The 15117-nt window shown below is 41.7% G+C and carries 13 protein-coding genes; 4 read left to right on the plus strand and 9 right to left on the minus strand.

The genetic code is table 11. The annotated features are described in order from the left end of the window. Positions 1–40: 40 nt before the first annotated feature. Together guaC and SporoP32a_RS08850 are read left to right on the plus strand one after the other, a co-directional pair. On the plus strand, positions 41–1024 hold the full coding sequence (guaC, locus tag SporoP32a_RS08845; RefSeq protein WP_085132109.1) for a GMP reductase: 984 nt from the start codon (positions 41–43) through the stop codon (positions 1022–1024). Between the two features lie 123 nt (positions 1025–1147). Further along, entirely contained in the window at positions 1148–1819 is a 672-nt protein-coding gene (locus SporoP32a_RS08850) for an NAD(P)H-dependent oxidoreductase (protein ID WP_085427563.1), read from the plus strand. 375 nt (positions 1820–2194) lie between these two features. On the opposite strand, the gene ltrA is transcribed toward SporoP32a_RS08850, so the two are convergent. Next, complete coding sequence (gene ltrA / locus SporoP32a_RS08855) at positions 2195–3970, minus strand: group II intron reverse transcriptase/maturase (RefSeq protein ID WP_085429033.1); 1776 nt, start codon at positions 3968–3970, stop codon at positions 2195–2197. 1342 nt (positions 3971–5312) lie between these two features. On the opposite strand from ltrA, the gene SporoP32a_RS08860 reads away from it, so the two are divergent. Both SporoP32a_RS08860 and SporoP32a_RS08865 read left to right on the plus strand, forming a co-directional pair. Continuing rightward, positions 5313–6122, plus strand: a complete 810-nt coding sequence (locus SporoP32a_RS08860) for a gluconate 2-dehydrogenase subunit 3 family protein (RefSeq protein WP_232319500.1) — start codon at positions 5313–5315, stop codon at positions 6120–6122. 21 nt (positions 6123–6143) lie between these two features. Further along, entirely contained in the window at positions 6144–7889 is a 1746-nt protein-coding gene (locus tag SporoP32a_RS08865) for a GMC family oxidoreductase (RefSeq protein ID WP_085427564.1), read from the plus strand. A gap of 121 nt (positions 7890–8010) precedes the next feature. Here the strand turns inward: SporoP32a_RS08865 and SporoP32a_RS08870 are convergent, their stop codons facing one another. The 8 genes from SporoP32a_RS08870 to SporoP32a_RS08905 form a co-directional block, all read right to left on the minus strand. Continuing rightward, complete coding sequence (locus SporoP32a_RS08870; protein ID WP_085427565.1) at positions 8011–8985, minus strand: bile acid:sodium symporter family protein; 975 nt, start codon at positions 8983–8985, stop codon at positions 8011–8013. 208 nt (positions 8986–9193) lie between these two features. Next, complete coding sequence (locus SporoP32a_RS08875; protein WP_085427566.1) at positions 9194–9499, minus strand: Zn-ribbon domain-containing OB-fold protein; 306 nt, start codon at positions 9497–9499, stop codon at positions 9194–9196. Positions 9500–9503: 4 nt separating this feature from the next. Then, entirely contained in the window at positions 9504–10637 is a 1134-nt protein-coding gene (locus SporoP32a_RS08880) for a thiolase C-terminal domain-containing protein (RefSeq protein ID WP_085427567.1), read from the minus strand. Further along, positions 10634–12115 (minus strand): class I adenylate-forming enzyme family protein, encoded by a 1482-nt coding sequence (locus SporoP32a_RS08885; RefSeq protein WP_085427568.1) that lies wholly within the window; start codon positions 12113–12115, stop codon positions 10634–10636. Before SporoP32a_RS08885 ends, SporoP32a_RS08880 begins: the two co-directional genes overlap by 4 nt. Before the next feature lie 6 nt (positions 12116–12121). After that, the gene (locus tag SporoP32a_RS08890; protein WP_085427569.1) at positions 12122–12595 is read right to left on the minus strand and encodes a PPC domain-containing DNA-binding protein; all 474 of its coding nucleotides are present in this window, start codon (positions 12593–12595) and stop codon (positions 12122–12124) included. Continuing rightward, positions 12567–13280 carry an SDR family NAD(P)-dependent oxidoreductase gene (locus tag SporoP32a_RS08895; protein WP_232319501.1) on the minus strand — a complete coding sequence of 238 codons (714 nt, stop codon included), beginning with the start codon at positions 13278–13280 and terminating at the stop codon, positions 12567–12569. Before SporoP32a_RS08895 ends, SporoP32a_RS08890 begins: the two co-directional genes overlap by 29 nt. Before the next feature lie 16 nt (positions 13281–13296). After that, a complete protein-coding gene (locus tag SporoP32a_RS08900) occupies positions 13297–14619 on the minus strand; it encodes a TRAP transporter large permease (RefSeq protein ID WP_085427571.1) in 1323 nt (440 codons plus the stop codon). Continuing rightward, a complete protein-coding gene (locus tag SporoP32a_RS08905; protein ID WP_085427572.1) occupies positions 14616–15101 on the minus strand; it encodes a TRAP transporter small permease in 486 nt (161 codons plus the stop codon). Before SporoP32a_RS08905 ends, SporoP32a_RS08900 begins: the two co-directional genes overlap by 4 nt. Positions 15102–15117 lie beyond the last annotated feature (16 nt).

Consider the following 15117-nt stretch of genomic DNA (forward strand, 5'->3'; position numbering starts at 1 on the left):
CATGATTTTATAAAAACATTCGTTTATAGAGGTGATTGTAATGGAAACCGTATTTGACTATGAAGATATACAGCTAGTTCCAGCAAAATGTGTGGTAGAAAGCCGCTCAGAATGTGATACATCCGTTATGTTAGGTGGTCACACGTTTCGTTTACCGGTCGTTCCCGCTAACATGCAAACGATTATTGACGAAAAAATTGCGATTCAATTAGCAGAGGAAGGCTATTTCTATATAATGCATCGTTTCAATCCTGAAACACGAGTAGATTTCATCAAAGATATGCACGCTCGCGGTTTAATTGCGTCGATCAGTGTCGGTGTTAAAGAAGAAGAGTACGGATTCGTTGAGCAATTGGCGATTGATGCACAAGTTCCTGAATTCATCACCATCGATATCGCACACGGTCATTCCAATCAAGTCATCCGCATGATCCAGCATATCAAAAAGCATTTGCCGATGAGCTTTGTCATTGCAGGTAACGTTGGCACACCTGAAGCTGTACGTGAATTGGAGAATGCAGGTGCTGACGCAACGAAAGTCGGTATCGGGCCAGGGAAAGTATGCATTACGAAAATCAAGACAGGATTTGGCACAGGCGGTTGGCAACTAGCGGCTGTTCGCTTATGTGCAAAAGCTGCATCTAAACCAATTATCGCAGACGGCGGAATTCGCACACATGGCGACATCGCTAAATCTGTACGTTTTGGCGCAAGCATGGTCATGGTTGGCTCATTATTCGCAGGTCACGAGGAATCTCCCGGACAGACTGTGGAGCAAGATGGTCAATTATATAAGGAATATTTTGGTTCGGCTTCTGAATTCCAAAAAGGCGAAAAGAAGAATGTTGAGGGCAAAAAAATGTTCGTGGAATATAAGGGACCATTGAAAGACACATTGATTGAAATGGAGCAAGATCTTCAGTCTGCTATTTCCTATTCAGGCGGCAAGACATTAAGCTCGATCCGCACTGTTGACTATGTGATTGTAAAGAATTCTATTTTCAATGGCGATAAAGTATTTTAATTTATTTCAACCGATTGGATATTTTACTCCAATCGGTTTTTTCGTCTGTAATCTAGTAAGTTGAGTTTACTCTCCCCTATTCGTAAGATAGAAGAATATGTATTTACTGAGGGAGTGATTTAATTGAGAACACAGACTGAACAGATCAAGAAACAAGTACTCGATGCATTTCAATTTCGTCATGCGACAAAGTTATATGATGAAACAAAAGTAATTTCGGATGAAGACTTCGCTTATATTCTCGAAGCAGGCAGACTATCACCCAGTTCATTAGGTTCAGAGCCTTGGAAGTTTCTAGTCGTACAGAGTCCTGAAATGCGTGATAAGTTAATGCCTGTCTGCCCTGGCGCAGTTGAAAAGTTAAGAACTGCGAGCCATTTCATCATTTTGCTTGCTCGTAAAGGTGTACGCTATGACTCTGAGTACTTAATCAGCCAAATGAAAGACATTCAGCAGATGCCGGCTGGAATGATTGAAACGGTGTCTGGCCACTATAAGAATTTCCAAGAGCTTAATAATATTTTAGATACGGAACGTTCATTGTTGGATTGGTCATCTAAGCAGACGTATATTGCGCTTGGTAATATGTTGACAGCAGCTGCAATGATCGGTATAGATTCCACGCCAATGGAAGGATTTAGTCCTGTTGGGCTTGAGAAGGTGCTGGCAGATGAAGGGTTGCTTGGAGATGGAGAGTTTACGCCGTCTGTATTGGCAGCGTTTGGTTATCGTCAAGCGGATCCTGCGCGTCCGAAAACACGACGTTCGTTGGAGGATGTAGTGGAGTGGGTGTAAATTCTCTATACCATGTAAAAATGCTATCTTTCGTAATTAAAGATAGCATTTTTACTTGGAGTCGGTTAATTAGCTTTTGAGAACGTTGATCTGCGCTCCAGCCGGACGCGTGTCCTATGGGTGGGCGGTGAACCACACCTCTTCGCTATGCTTCGATGAGTGTTTCACCTGTCCCACTGATCCTCCCGGAGCCGGCTTCCGCTCCGATCAACTAAGCGACTACTAATAAGCTTCTTATAGTGATAGGTAAACTTTTGAAGTTATCGCCAGCTTTTCCCCCACTTCACACCGTACGTGCGACTTTCATCGCATACGGCGTTCCAACTAATCCAATTCATTCAATATTTTTATGTATATGCAAGATGAAATGTAGAATCAGATTGCTTCGTTCAGGCATAACCTACGCAATTCATTGACCTTTTCAAGTTGTTTTACATTTAACTTTAGAACGTTTAAAAGCACGCGTATTTTCTCTCGATTTCTCATATGAATGAGACGATGGACAGGCTCATTTACCATCATTAAATTCCCATATGAGTCATCTTGAGTTAGATGAAACGGGATTTTATGATGACAGTGACAGTCGTTCCGACCTAATTCAATACCTGTAACAGCACATTTTCCGTATTGTGCAATAAATCGGCTAATCCGATTGTCGTTATATTCAATGGAACGACTTGGTATATATTGTTTCATCACATAAGCAAGTATATGTTTATTAATTGCTCGCAAACTTTGATGAATTTTATTTCTACCTACGGTAGTGTAGTTACAGATGGATTGTGAGAAATTAAGATTTACTTTACAACGTTGGGCATGAACGGGAACAATGACCATTCCTTTTATTTTATAAAGGTTACATTCGTAGCCCTTATACCGTTTCTGTAAGGTTTTTGTGAATTCCTGAAACGTTGCTTCTTTTCTCATTTCGTTTAAACGATTGAATAATGCTTTATTAAGACGACCGCTCAGCTCATTTAAGTCTTTTGTAATATGAGATGCTGCGGAATAATAATTTTGTATTCCCATTATTATCGTATTGAATCGCCAAACATTCTCAGGTGATTGGTGTTTCTGAATCACCTTTATTGCTTGTTTAAGCTTTACCTGTGCATTATCCAGTGACTTTTTGGTCATATGGGATCGGGCGACATACAGCGTTCTTTTATTGGTTCGCTTTCGATGTGCTTTAATACGAAACCCTAAAAACTCTGAAGAGTTTTTCTTTAAGTTCACCACTTTAGATTTTTCCTCGCTAATTTCAAGGTGGAGCCTTGTTTGAAGAAAATCCTTCACTGCATAATGCATTTTTATCGCTTGCGAACGAGTACGACATAGTATTTTGAAGTCGTCAGCGTATCTCACAATATAACAGTGTTTCAGATTCGATTTTTTCAATGCATTGTATCTGCCAGCATATGATTGATAAGACTTTTGTGTTTCAAAGCTTTCCCATTGATGACTAATCCACCAATCCAGTTCATTTAATACAATGTTAGATAACAAGGGCGATAATATTCCCCCTTGCGGGGTGCCTTTGGTTGGGAATCCTTCTCCTATAATTTCGGCTTTTAAGAGACGTGAAATAATAGAGAGTAATGCTTTATCACGGATACCAAGTGACCACATTTGTTTTAATAGTTTGGCATGATTTACATTGTCGAAAAATCCTTTGATATCGACGTCCACACAGTGATATAAACACGCCCGATTAATGAGTGTCTCGAACCTGGCTTTCGCATGATGTGTACTACGATTGGGTCTAAAACCATAGCTGTGTTTATAAAACTTTGCTTCACAGATGGGTTCAAGCACTTGAAGAATACACTGTTGGAACAATCTGTCCCAAATAGTCGGAATCCCTAAAGGACGTGTTTTCCCATTCGCCTTCGGGATAAATACCCTTCGAACGGCTTTTGGGGAATAACGTCCAAACATTCGTTGTATCGTAGATACAACTTCTGCAACGGTTAAGTGACTAATATCTTCAATCGTTAGTTCATCATATCCACATGTTTTACTGCCAGTATTTCGTTTAATATTGCGATAAGCTAATCGAATGTTTTCATCGGATTGCATTAAATCGAGTAACCCATAAAAATTTTGACCATTAGCACTCTGAGCGTATAGAGAATCGAAATGATATTGCATATCATAATACTCGTTGTGCCTCAGTTTCTTACGTTTTAACAAGTCGGTGGCTCCTTTGGAGCTGAACCTCTATTAGTCTTACAAGAACCTTATTAATCGTATAAGAACTGTCTTGCATGGTTGAATGAATCTTTCACTAGTCTAGTGGCTATCCCTCCACGTTCATTACACGCTTCGACGGTACTGTACCACCACTTTCACTGATATAAAGAAAAGTTATACAATCGCTAATCTCACGATTCTTTTCCTTTTCACCGCATTATCGAGAGTAAGCTCTCCACGTTATCAGCTTACAATGTTGAATTATATCTATTATGGAACAAACTTAGGTGCCTCCTATGAGCCTGTTAGCATTGCATGTGCCTGTAACACAAGATGGATTTTTATATTGCGGATTCTTACTCATCCACAGCTAACCCTACATATGGTAGTAATTATATTTCTATAAAATGCGCGTCTAGACCCGTACATTCGGAAGTTCGTCAGCAATACAGTATGTTCTTGTATTTACATTGCATTCTCACCCTATTTATTCAACCCAAGCATCATGATTTACACCACCCCATCGGGTAGGATTTCGTCAGCCAAACTAAACTGTTACGGTAAATTCTCACGCCTATTAGCCGAGCTTATAACACGCTTTTCCTTACTAATCAGCGTGCTACTCGACGCAGGGGAAGCCTTTCAGAGCGTTACCTCCTCATTCGACTTCTCGACATAATCCTTCAGTTTCAGGAAACCTAAAACTGCCTAACTTTTACCGAAATTGTGTGACCACATTTCATTTGAGTTAGGAACATTTCGCACCCACAATCGCGCCCGATTGTTGAATAGCCTACTTCACTTATCTATACGTCCTACCCCACGACAAGTTACATAAAATTAACCATTCTACTTACCAATGACTCTATTCTAATTATTAATGTTTGTACAGTAAGTATATTATTTCCATATATGAAAAACACAAATTTGTCATTAATTTTCCAAGTTTTAAAACTTGATAAAGGGTGCTAGCATTCATCACTCAGTATTAAGTGGGAATTTGTTGTGTTTTGAGTATATTGACCATTAACTCACCTATGGTCAGATGAAGAGTTACTTGGAGACAAGGGGTTAAAGCGACTTTTTGATTACCGTCAAAAGAATCGCATGCTCAAATACATATTAGTATACCTATGTTTTCATATAAGGCAGGCGATATTGTTAGTCGAATTATATTTCAATACTCACAATATCACAGCAGAAGTGTAAAAACATTATAGTTTATAACATAAATATTAGGGTAAATGAGACTAATAGACTGAATACTTTGCATATAGCATTTTTCGAAGGAGGAGATACAGTGTCTGATGAGAAACGCAATAGCACAGAGTCACCTGAAAATGTAAGCGCTGCAAAAGATCCTAGTAGACGTCGGTTTATGAAAAATACTGGCATGGTCGTGGGTGGTGTTGCAGGTGGGTCAATTCTTGGCGGTTTATTTACAAGAGAATTTGGATCTAATCAATCTAATAACTCAAATGCGCCTTCGAGTGAAGCGAAAAGCCCCTCCCCCGCAAGAGCAAGATTGTACTTTACTAGGTTTTCGGATTTCGTAGTTTTAGAACAAGCGACGGAACGTATTTATCCAGAGAATGATAACGGACCGGGTGCCATTGGACTAGATGTGCCTTACTTTATCGATAAACAACTCGCTGGGGACTACGGCTCAAATAGAAAAGATTATATGGACGGTCCCCTGCGACCAGTATCGAATGTCGATACGTATCAAACACTCATGAATCGAGGCGAAGTATTTATTGAAGGTCTTCGAAAAATAAATTCTGAGAGTGAAGATCGTCATGGCGAGAGATTCGAGAATATTGACGGAGAACAGCAAGATGCCATTTTACAAGACTTCGAAGACGATAAAATAGAAATGGAAGGGGTCCGCTCGCGGATATTCTTTAATCTATTACTTCAAATGACAATAGAAGGTGCTTATTCCGATCCTGTGTACGGAGGCAATAAAGATATGCAGGGGTGGAAAATGAAGGAACATCCAGGCATTCGCGCGAGCTATGTAGATTTAATTGATTCTGAAGAATTCCAAAAACTTGACCCAGTTAGTTTAACAGACTATCAACCATCATCAAAACAAGGAAAGTCATAACTGTTTAAAGGGGGAGATCTAGTGGCTGAAAAAATGAAGAAAGTAGATGTCGTAGTCGTAGGCGCTGGTTGGGCTGGCGGAATAGTCGCTGCCGAACTAACTAAAAAAGGATACAATGTAGTGGGTCTAGAACGTGGTAAAGAACAGTCTATTAGCGACTTCGTTGGTTCAAAGGATGCATTACGCTATGATGCTAGATACGACATGATGGAAGACCATACTATACAGACTATCACCGGCCGTAGAAATGAAAATGAGGAAGCCTCTCCTCTACGAACTCAAAAAGAAAACTACGAAGGTACCAATGTCGGCGGCAGTGGTTCTCATTGGTCAGGTGTGACACATCGTGCTACTCAGTTTGATTTTGAAGCACGGACTAAAACGATAGAAAAATATGGAGAAGATAAAATTCCAGCAGAGATGTTCTTGCAAGATTGGGGAATTACTTACGACGAGATGGAAAAATATTATGATCAATTTGAAAAGATGGCAGGAACATCTGGTGAAAAAGATCCGATTGGCGCCCCGCGGAGCTCAGATTATCCTACACCGCCTACAAAAGAAGTACCCGCAATCAAACTATTTAAAGAAGCAGCAAGAAATCTAGGGTACCATCCTTTTCAGATCCCGTCTGGTAACGTTACGGAACGATACGAAAATCCAGATGGACAAACAATCAATGCTTGTCAATACTGTTCATATTGCATGAGGTATGGATGTGATTTTGGTGCAAAATCCGATCCATTAGTCACTGTAATACCTACAGCAAGAGAAACTGGAAACTACGATCTCAGACCGAATGCGTATGTTCGCCGAGTACTTCATGAGAACGGGAAAGCTACAGGCGTTGTTTATGTAAATATGAAAACACGAAAAGAGTATGAACAACCTGCTGACGTTGTAGTGCTTGCAGGGTACACACTTTCCAACAATAAATTAATGCTTCTATCGGAAATCGGAACTCCGTACGATCCTAAAACTAAAACAGGGGTCATCGGTAAAAATGCTGGTGGATTTACTGGTTCAAGTAGCGGTGTAGCCACAGGTTTCTTTGAAAACAAAAAATTTAATTTGGCGATGGGTGCAGGTGCACTTGGAGGTACTTTCAGTGATTTTGACAGTGATAATCTAGATACGACTGATCTAAACTTCATTGGTGGAGGAATCGTTGAATTTAGGTTACATGGTGAAGATGCGATTGGCTATAATGCAGTCCCTAAAGGTACACCTAGATGGGGTAAAGAATTCAAGGAGAAGTCGTTGCATTATACAAATAGAAATCTTTCTCTTCACTTTAAGCCACCTAATTACGGTTGGTCATTTAACTATATGGATCTCGATCCTACTTACAAAGATAGTTTTGGGGACCCTCTTTTACGTGTAACGATGACTCTTACGGACCATGAAAAGGAATTGAGAAAGTTCGGAAGAGAAAAGTTAGCGGAAGTTATGGAAGAAATGGGTGCCGATATAGTCGAGGTGGATGATATACCGGAAGATTGGAATTATACACAAGGCGGTGGTGAAGCAGGTGGTGGTGTCTTGATGGGGGATGACCCATCCATATCAGCTGTCAATAACTATTTCCAGTCGTGGGACATGGAAAACTTGTTCGTTGTCGGTGCCTCCGCCCTTCCACAAAAAATTCCTCAGCAAACAGCAACTGTAGGTGCTTTTTCGTACCGCGCCTCAGAAGGAATCGATAAATACATGACCGGTGACGGTGGATTATTGGTAGAACCCAAAACGAATAACGTCAACGTATAAACTTACAGTGATTATTTATAATAAAGACCATACTAAAACTAGAGATGACTACCGTGTATTACGGAATTCATCTCTAGTTTTTTAGACTGTTTACATTGAACTGATGTTGACAAACGACACTTTACCCCTCACTTACCATCTGTACTTCCTCGTTATCTAACCTAAATTTATTTTCAAATAGACTTGCCATCAACGCGCCAATAGTCAAATTCATCACCATATTAGCAACTGCAGGTACTGCGGCGAGTGATCCGAAGTGTTCCATTGCAAGTGTTGCAGCGAGTGCAGTATTGCAAATGCCTGTATGGAATAAAATTGCACGAGCATTGCGTTCTGGTACGCCTAGCCATCTCGAGATAAAGTAGCCGGCGCCCATTGGTATACTGACTTGTAGTGTAACCGCCACGAATACAAGCGGTAGAACGGATAAGTTCTCAGATAGTGCTTGTTGAGCATTCGAGATAACCGATAAGATGACTAGAAATAACGCAAGTTGAGACAAGACACTCGTATATGGTTTGACCTTCTCAACTTGGCGCTGAAATTTCCACTGGATCAATAAACCCGCAACTAATGGGAAGAAGACGATGTAAATAATATTTAGAAATAAAGGCCAGAATTCGATCGGTATAAAGCGTCCCGCGAATGTCTGCAGTAGAACTGGCGTCAGTACAGGTGAAATGAATGTATCCAATGTCGCCATTGTAATACTGAGCGCGACTTCTCCACCGGCTATGAATGTGTAAATATTTGCAGACGTTCCGCTTGGTACTGTCCCCGCTAAAATAATCCCGGTTGCAATCTCTGCTTGGTTGCTGAAGAATAGATAAGCAACTCCTATGGATACACCCACCATGATTGTCCATTTCAAAAAAACGCCGAGTAAAGCGTGTTTTGGATTTTTAATCACTTCAAGCAATTTTTCCGATGAAAGTGATAGCCCCATCAGAAAGAAGATCGTGCCTAATCCGAAGCCTGTTAATTGGCGGATCGAAATAAACGTATCCGGAATGACATAGGCAATGATAGATAAGAGAACGATCCAAAGCGGTAAATACTTTGAAATAATTTTAGATATAGTTTGTATAGCTTTCACGTGTTTCTCCTCCTTACGAGGAAGTCCGTATGTATTTTCGATGAGCGGTTTCATTATTGCTAAGAGCGATTATCGAATGCCTATGAGCGGATAGAAGCCGAGTATGATCGCTTGGGGTATGCAATAGAGCGGTTAAGTTGTAACTATGAGCACTTAACGCGAATCAATGAGCATTCCCATGACTACCGCATACACCTACACTTGCTACTCAGCACTTACGGTAAATATACGCTCCATCCTCTATATGATGAAGTTCCGCAGCATCCCCGATCTCAACAACTGCATCCATTCTAACAGTGACCTTGGCTTTAGACTCATTTAACTGTATGAGCGCCACGGTATAAGGTGCAAGATGCGCAAATTCAGCGGGCGCGATATGAATGTCGGTATAACTGTAGACTGTTCCCTTCGTGGAAACATCTTGCTCCTGTAATTTCCCAGTTCCACAGTTAGGGCAGCGATATTTATTGGAAACACTGGCATATTCACATTGATCGCATTGATAGACTTTCATCTCTTCACAACCTTTCCAGAATATGAACAGTAGAGTATGAACCTGTTCCACCTAAGTTTTGTGCCAAAGCAAGACGAGCATTTTCTATTTGGTTCGGTGCTGTGCCGCGCAGTTGCCGTACAAGCTGATAAATTTGCGCAACGCCTGTTGCACCAATTGGATGTCCTCGCGACAGTAATCCGCCACTTGTGTTTACTGGTTTATCACCCGTCACTTTCGTTCTCCCTTGTTCCACAGCTAACCAGCCTTCTCGTTTGTTGAAAAATCCAAGCTCCTCGATTGCAAGCATTTCTGTCATCGAGAAACAGTCATGGATTTCCACGACATCGATATCTTCAGGACCGACGCCCGCTTTTTCATAGGCCAAGCGACCTGACTCCCGCACTGCGGGTAATGAAAGTAAATCGTCCGCGTCTTGCATTTGCGTAGGGCCTGAACTTTGTGCAGAGGAGCGGATATGAATAGCTCCCTTTTTTCGTGTGATGACCAGTGCTGCTGCCCCGTCTGTCGTCGGGGAACAATCAAATAAGCCGAGTGGAGAAGTAATGATTCGTGCGTCCATGATTTCTTCCATCGTTGTCGGCTTCTGGAATTGGGCGAGTGGATTATGCAATGCATGCTCACGGTTCTTCAATGCAATCATGGCTAAATGTTCTTTCGTAGCATCTGTTTCATGAAAATAGCGATTTGCCAATACACCAAAGAATCCTGGAAATGTCAAACCTGCCTGCTTTTCATTGGAATCGTTGTCCATGGCAGCATTAATGGCTTGCGTTATATCCGCGGTCGAAGCATGTTTCATCTTTTCCACACCTGCTATTAGCACCGTATCGTATTCTCCACTTACAATCCCCATAATACCTTGTCGAAGTGCTATGCCACCTGACGCACAAGCACCTTCGACTTTCGCAGTAGGGATATAGCCTAGACCCAGTTCATTCGCTACTAGCGCACCGAGAATTTCTTGATTTCCAATGGATCCACCCATGAAATTTCCGACAAAGACTGCATCGACCTTCGGATTCCCTGCGTCTTCAAGCGCTTCTATAGATGCTTCAACCAACAGTTGCTTCATTGATTTATTTATGAATTTCCCGAACTTCGTCATGCCGACTCCTTCTATATAGACGTTTGTCATGAATGCACCTCCCCGTGCTGATTACGTAGTTCACGTTTTAATATTTTACCGTACGAACTTTTCGGCAATTCGTCGACAATATGAATCTCCTTCGGTTTTTTGAAGCTCGCCATATGATCGAGGCATAATTGCAATAGTTCTTCATTTGTTATAGGCACAACACCATTTGGTACGACATACGCAATGACGTTCTCGCCCCACTTATCATCGGGAACGCCTATTACACAAGTTTCTTTAACTCCCTCATGCTTATTGAGGACTTCCTCGACTTCTCTCGGATAAATATTAACCCCTCCCGAGATGATGACGTCTTTTTTACGATCTACGATATGCACATATCCAGTTTCATTCTTCCAACCGAGATCGCCCGTTTGCAGCCAACCGTCTTGTAATGTTTCATTCGTTGCTTGCTCATTATTCCAATAGCCTTGCATGACAAGTGAACCTTTACAGACAATTTCCCCCACTTCTCCAGCAGTTAATTCTACACCTCGTTCATTCACGATTTTCACGTCAACGAAAGGTCCGACACGTCCGCATGATTCGAGATGATCACCGAGCTCCCGCTTGGGCATCATCGTAATACACATTGGTGCTTCAACTTGACCGAATGTCTGCGCATAAATGGGTCCTGTCAGTGCGAGTGCTTGCTCAAGTTTGCTCGCGGCAATCGGTGAACCAGCCATATTAATACTCTTAATCGTAGATAGATTCTTCGGATCAAACTTCGGATGCTGGATCATTAAGTTAACCATCGTCGGCACTAGGAAGATCACTGTGACCTTTTCTCGTGTGAGATCATGAACGAATTCTTCTGGTTCAAATGTATTGAACACGACTTGTGTTAAACCATATAACCATGCTACGTGTGAGAGGAAATTACTGCCGTGCGTCAACGGTGCCACATGCCCAATGATGTCGTCATAATCCGTTTCACAAGCAAGCGCAAGAGATAATGCGCCTGAGATGATATTGCGATGGCTGAGCATGACGCCTTTCGGATTACCCGTCGTACCGGATGTATACATAATCGCGAATAAATCATCCTCATTCACTTCTGTTGTACATGTAGCGCCAATTTCTTGTTCAATGGCTCGCTCATAGTTTTCACCGATCATCAAAGCTTGAATCGTTGTATCAATTGGGTCAATCAATTCCGATTCGCCAATGATCAACTGAACGCTTGCATCTTCTAGCATATATTCATGCTCTTTCGGATGAAGTCGATAATTCAATGGCACTTTGATGACTCCTGAAATTGCTGCCGCCACGTCCATTTCAATATGCTCCAGACGATTGGATAGTAAAATAGCAAAACGGTCCCCTTTTCGAAGACCGGCTTTTTCAAAGTATGCAGTTAACGCGAGTGCCCGTTCCATCACTTCTTTAAATGTAAAAGAGCGTCGATCATCTTTCACAGCAATCTTATTTGGATAGGCCGCCGCTGATTTCATTGCCAGTTTTCCAATTGTCTCCAAAGTCCATCACTCCTTATTTGTAAAGTGGAATAGTGGAATGCCCGAAAAATTATCCGGCTTCCGTTGAACATCTGTATCTGCCACTGGGAATATAATAAATTCCACTGTAATCGCTACAGGGTTTTCACCTCTGAGAAAATGACCACCATTTAGTTGTTTATCACAATCTACATATAGTCCGTGAAAGTGGATATCCAGCTTCCCCTCTTCGTCGAAGCCAATAAAGCCTGTACCTGAAAGCAGTTCGACAGGCGTGTTGGTTACGATGCGTTCAGAATACTGTAAGCTTTTATCGGGATTTTGCTGTGGTTGCACAATCGTTGCGTACGCGAGCGAGCCGATACACTGAAATTGAGCCGCCTCCACGCCATATTGCGCACATACCGCAAGAATTCCTTCAAACAAATCGATGTCCTTCTTCAAACGACCGATGATTCGATTCGATTTCTCGTCATACACCGCTTGAATTTGGTGGTTCAATACAATACCCTCCATCCACTTTTAAGATTTGTCCTGTCGTATAACTGGATTCCGATGAGGCGAAGTACAGAACGGCTTGCGCGATGCTAATCGCTGTGCCCGTTTGATTGATTGTCGCTTCATCTAAATTTGCCGTGCATACAGGTGCAACTGAATTACATGTAATTCTGGACTCACTCAGTTCTTTAGCTACTTGCTTCGTCAGTGTACGAATTGAGTTTTTAGAAGCCTTAAACGTTTGTTCATTAGTACAACTTGAAACAGAACTAATATTGATAATGCGTCCATACTGCTGTTCAATCATGTACTGTGACACAGCGTGAATAAATAACGCAGTAGCTTGTGCATTGCTGTCTGCCTCAAGCTCCCATTGATCAAGGCTAGGCTTGTTTTCATTACGAGTACTGCATATGCACACATTATTCACTAATACATGCAATTCCCCAAATACATCTGACGCTTTCGCGACTACTGCATTCACAAACTCTACGTCATGCACTTCTCCTAAACATTCCAAATACACCGCTTTGCCTCTGTTCGTTTGAATTGCTTGCAACGTCTGTGCGCAGCTCGTCGAATCTACCAAAACGACATTGGCACCTTCCTGTGAAAGTAGGAGAGCCGTTTGGGCGCCAATGCCACTAGCAGCCCCTGTGACGATTGCCGTCTGCCCTTTCAGTTTCACAAGCACCCCTCCCAACCTACTTGATGTTTAATAAGTCCGGCAAAAATGTGGAAATCTGCGGTATATACGTAATGAGTAATAGGATAATGACCGAGGAGACAACGAAAGGAAAGACCCCTCTTGATATTTGTCCTATGGAAGTATTTGATATACCGGCGGCTACAAATAAATTGAGACCGACTGGTGGTGTGAAAAGCCCAATCGCCAAGTTGACTGTCATGAAGACACCGAACACTGTCGGATCCACATCGAACAACAGTACAATTGGTAACAAGATCGGAATGAAAATATAGTATGCAGATATGGCATCAATGAACATGCCCGCAATTAATAAAATAATATTGATCAATAATAAGATAATGATTTTATTGCTTGAAATATTTAGCATCACATCGGAAATCTGTGTGGCAATTTGCTCTGTTGTGATGATGTATGCATACACACTCGCTGCACTGACGATGAACATCACGACTGCCGTCTGAATACCCGCAGCTACTAAAATGTCATACAGCTTTTTCAATGTTAGTTCACGATGAATGAAGAATCCGATGAACAAACTATAAAATACGGCTACTACCGCTGCTTCTGTCGGCGTAAAGAACCCACCGTAAATACCACCTAAAATAATAACGGGAATTAATAAGCCCCAGATCGCTTTACCGAAGGCTTTAAAACGTTCAGCACTTGTTGCTGGTTGCATTATGTACTGTTCCGATATTGGACCTTCACGCTTTTCCTGTCGATGTCTAACGAACATAGCCGCGACAATAAATCCAACACCGAGTAGTAAACCGGGAATCACTCCTGCCATAAACATACGTCCAATTGATACCGGAATCTGATCGCCCGCCACTACGGCAAAGACAATAAAAGCAATACTTGGCGGAATGATAATACCAATCGCACCTGAACTCGCAACAAGTCCAGCCGCTGTTTCTGTTTTATAACCGTTCTTAACCATCCCTGGAATCAAAATACCCCCGATAGCTGCAACGGTAGCAGGGCCTGATCCCGATATTGCTGCAAAAAATATAGCTGTCATAACCGTTACAAAGATAATTCCACCTTTGCGATGACCTACTAATGCTTGCGCAAAATCAATCAGTCGCTTCGAAATGCCCGCATGCTCCATAATGACACCTGCCAAGATGAAAAACGGAATGGCGAGCAATGTGAACTTTGCTACACTCGTATACATAATGTCCGCAACCAATTCCAAACCGAACAATCCACTGCCCGTAAATAGCACCACGATGGAGGAGATTGCCAAGGCTACAGCAATTGGCATACGAAGCATAACTAGAAGGAAAAATACGCCGAATAATATAATCGCTGTCATACTGGCTGCTCTCCCTTCCCATTTTGCTGACGGAATTCAGTAATAGTTACTTGAATGGAACGGATCAAACAAAACAGCGCACCAATTGGCATCGACATGGAGAACCACCATTGCGGCCAACCAAGTGAAGGCGTCTTCTGTCCCATTTCCATCTGATATTGCACCATCTTCACACCGTAATATAAAAGAATAAAAAATAATAGCACCATCATCAATCCAACCAAAATCGTAATAATATTCTTTAACAGCAAATTACCTTTGTCATAAATCAAAGTAAAGCCAAGGTGTGCATACTTGCGCACACCAATGGCTGTTCCGACAAATGTTAACATAACGAACAAATTGACTGTAATTTCTTCCGTGAAAGAAAATGAATAGTTGGCAAACCCTCTGGATAGCACATTGACGAATGCGATGGTGGACATGATGGACAGTACAATTACGACAATCCATTCTTCTAATCTATTGAATATTTTTCCCATACATCCACCCTCCAGT

Origin of the sequence: Sporosarcina ureae (assembly GCF_002109325.1) — a bacterium.
Taxonomy (GTDB): Bacteria; Bacillota; Bacilli; order Bacillales_A; family Planococcaceae; genus Sporosarcina; species Sporosarcina ureae_C.